This window comes from Streptomyces sp. H27-H5, from assembly GCF_026627505.1.
In the GTDB taxonomy this organism is placed as follows: domain Bacteria; phylum Actinomycetota; class Actinomycetes; order Streptomycetales; family Streptomycetaceae; genus Streptomyces.
In genome coordinates this window covers 1-3,112 of sequence record NZ_JAPNLK010000245.1, presented here as the reverse complement: position 1 = coordinate 3,112, position 3,112 = coordinate 1, and the positions used below count along the sequence as shown (strand labels likewise).

Sequence of the window (3,112 nt, the reverse complement as noted above, 5' to 3'; positions counted from 1 at the left end):
CGGCCTGGACGTCCTGCGGCACGACGGGCTGCCGAAGCTGTTCGGCGGGGTCCGGGCACCCTCCACGCTGGGCACCTTCCTGCGCGCCTTCACCTGGGGGCACGTACGCCAACTGGAGTCGGCCACACGCACGTTCACCTGCAACCTGGCCGCCCACACCGGCCTCGTCCCGAAGGACGACGAAGTGGTCTTCGTCGACCTCGACTCCAAGGTCAAGCAGGTCTACGGCCCGGCCAAGCAGGGCGCCTCGTTCGGCTATACGAAGGTCCGCGGCCTCCACTTCCAGATCGTCACCGTCAAGACGAAGACCTGTGCGCCGGTCATCGTCGCCACCCGGCTGCGCAAGGGCTCGGCGGGCTCCGGGAAGGGCGCCGCCAGTCTCCTGGGCGAGGCCCTGGCCACGGTGCGGGCGATGGGGATCACCGCCCGGATCGTCGTGCGCGCGGACTCCGCGTACTTCTCCCACAAGGTCGTCGCCGCCTGCCGCCGGGCCGGCGTCCACTTCTCGTTGGCCGTCGCGGTCACCAAGACGATCCGGACGGCGATCGAGGCGATTCCCGCCGACGCCTGGACACCGATCAAGTACACCGACGCGATCTGGGACGACGAGGAGCAACGCTGGATCTCCGACACCGAGATCGCCGAGACCGGCTTCACCGCGTTCACCAGCAAGAAGAAGGCGTTCCACACCACCGCCCGGCTCATCGTCCGCCGCGTGAGACGGCTCAACGCGAAGACGGTGCCTGACGGGCAGAGCGAGCTGTTCGCCGTCTGGCGCCACCACGCGATCTTCACCGACAGCCGCTTCGTCCTCACCGACGCCGAACCCATGCACCGCGATCACGCCGCGGTGGAACAGGTCTTCGCCGACCTGGAGGACTCCGACCTCGCACACCTGCCCTCGGGCATGTTCACCGCGAACGCCGCCTGGCTCATCCTGGCCGCAGCCGCCTACAACCTCACCCGCGCCGCCGGCCACCTCGCCTCGGTCTTCCACGCCCGGGCTCGGACCGGCACGATCCGCCGTCATCTGATCCACATCCCGGCAAGGATCGCGATCAGAGCGCGGACGATCACCCTGCACCTGCCCCAACACTGGCGCTGGGCCGACGACTTCAGCGACCTGTGGTCCGCCACCGGTCAGCGCGTAGAGACCTGAGCCACCGGCCCACCGACCACCCACGACCAGGAACACCTCGGAGAACCCGCCACCGGAACGGCATCCGGAAAACCGCCCTGCCCGAAACACAGAAACCCACCCCGAAATCATCACACCGCGTGATCTTTGATCACGCGGTGGATCGAGGCTCAGGGGGAGGCCCCAACAAGCGGTACGGGGAAAGCTGCCATACCGCCCCCGCCTCGCTGATCAACCACCTGGATGCCGCCAGCGACGCCCGCGATATGGAAGCACTGCGCCAGGCCCTGGGCGAGGAGAAGCTGAACTACTACGGGGCGTCTTACGGCACCCTGCGCGGGCAGACCTACGCAACCCTCTTTCCCCAGCACTGAGGTGCCAGGGCTGATTCATAGTCCTGGCTGCTTGGAGAATTAGCAGGTCACAGGCATGTGACGGACCTTCGCTATGGCAGTTCCGTACGCAACGAAGCTCCGATGATCAAGGGGACCTACCAAGTCACCCGATCACCGGAGCTCCGATGTGCCGCCAGTCTGCCACCGTCTGTCTGGTCAAGTCGCCCTCGCGTGAACACCGTGAACTTCCCGGCACGGCGGCGCGGCTGGCCTGTCTGCCGGATCCACGCGCCCGGCGGGGCCGGCGTCATGGCCTCGTCTCGGTGTTACTGACCGCCGCGTGCGCGGTGCTGGCCGGCGCCCGCTCCTATATGGCGATCGGGCAGTGGGCCCGCCACGCACCCCAGGACACCCTGGCCCGCCTGGGGTTTCATCCGCGCGGTCCCCTCGGGCTCCGTCGCGCGGCCTCTGTGTCGACTGTGCGCCGGGTGCTGGCTGGGGTATGTCCCGGCGGCCTCGCCGACCTCCTCGGAGACAGCTTGGCCCGCACTGAATCAGTCGCGGTGGACGGCAAGGCCGCCCGTGGTTCACGCACCGACGTGGCTCCGGCCGCCCACCTTCTGTCCGCCGTCACGGCCGCGGGCCGCACCGTCAGTCAGCTGAGGGTGCCGGACAAAACCAATGAAATAACTGCGTTCGCCTCGCTGTTGGACCCTTTCGACCTGACCGGCACCGTGGTCACCGCCGATGCTCTCCACACCCAGCGTGAGCACGCGAAATGGCTGGTCGAGGCCAAGAACGCGCACTACCTCCTGGTGGTCAAGGGCAATCAGCCCAGGAGGCTTATTCACGGGGGGTTCGCAGCCTGGTTTCCTTGATCATGGAGGCGGCCCCGCTCGGTAGCCTGATGTTTGCGACCACATCAGATGACTACCGGGGCGGGGCCGTTGAGCTGGGACGTTACGACAGGATTGAACAAGGAGCAACTGGGTGGGCTGGTGGAACAGGTCCATCGGGTGCTCGTGCGGGACCCGGACCCGCCGGTGGTCCCGGGACGGATGTGGGCACTGGGGCTGTTCAAGTCGGTGGTGCTCGTCCTGTTCATGTTGCGGCAGAACCCCGTCCAGGAGGCGGCCGCCGAGTTGTTCGGTGTCTCCCAGGCCACGGTCTCCAGGCGGTGGACGGCGCTGCTGCCGGTGGTGGAGAAGGTCCTGGCCGGGCATGTCCCGGATCCGTCGGAGGCGTCGGCCGGCCGGGTCGTCCTGATCGACGGCACACTGGTGACCACCTGGGACTGGGCGAGTGAGGGCACCTCGATGTTCTCCGGAAAGCACCGGGACACCGGCTTCAACCTCCAGGTCGCGTCCACGCTCTCCGGGGACCTCCTCGCGGTCTCGATGCCCGTTCCGGGTTCACGCCACGACATGTACGCCTGGCGCCAGTCCGGCTTCCCCGAGGCGTTCGCCGACCGGGAGGACATGGCGGACCTGGGCTACGTCGGTTCCGGCATGCTCACCGCGAGGCGCAAACCCCCAGGTCGGGAACGGCCGGCCGAAGACAAGGTCTACAACCGGAGCATCGGTGAACTCCGGGCCGCCGTCGAGCGGACGATCGCGCATCTGAAGGACTGGAAGATCCT

Annotated in this window: 4 protein-coding genes; all 4 read left to right on the top strand. The window is 67.7% G+C overall.

The features are described from left to right. Positions 1-1,159: IS1380 family transposase (locus OTB19_RS42390; protein WP_267804192.1), on the top strand; the 1,159-nt coding region annotated here is incomplete at its 5' end. Positions 1,160-1,296: 137 nt separating this feature from the next. Then, a complete protein-coding gene (locus OTB19_RS42385) occupies positions 1,297-1,512 on the top strand; it encodes an alpha/beta fold hydrolase (RefSeq protein ID WP_267804191.1) in 216 nt (71 codons plus the stop codon). A gap of 146 nt (positions 1,513-1,658) precedes the next feature. Then, positions 1,659-2,351, top strand: a complete 693-nt coding sequence (locus tag OTB19_RS42380) for an ISAs1 family transposase (protein WP_267804190.1) — start codon at positions 1,659-1,661, stop codon at positions 2,349-2,351. Between the two features lie 93 nt (positions 2,352-2,444). Beyond that, the coding region (locus tag OTB19_RS42375) for a transposase (protein WP_267804189.1) at positions 2,445-3,112 on the top strand (668 nt) is incomplete at its 3' end.

Excerpts from the sequence above, each read along its gene's own strand:
- OTB19_RS42380 (WP_267804190.1), top strand. The coding sequence starts at position 1,659 with ATGTGCCGCCAGTCTGCCACCGTCTGTCTGGTCAAGTCGCCCTCGCGT.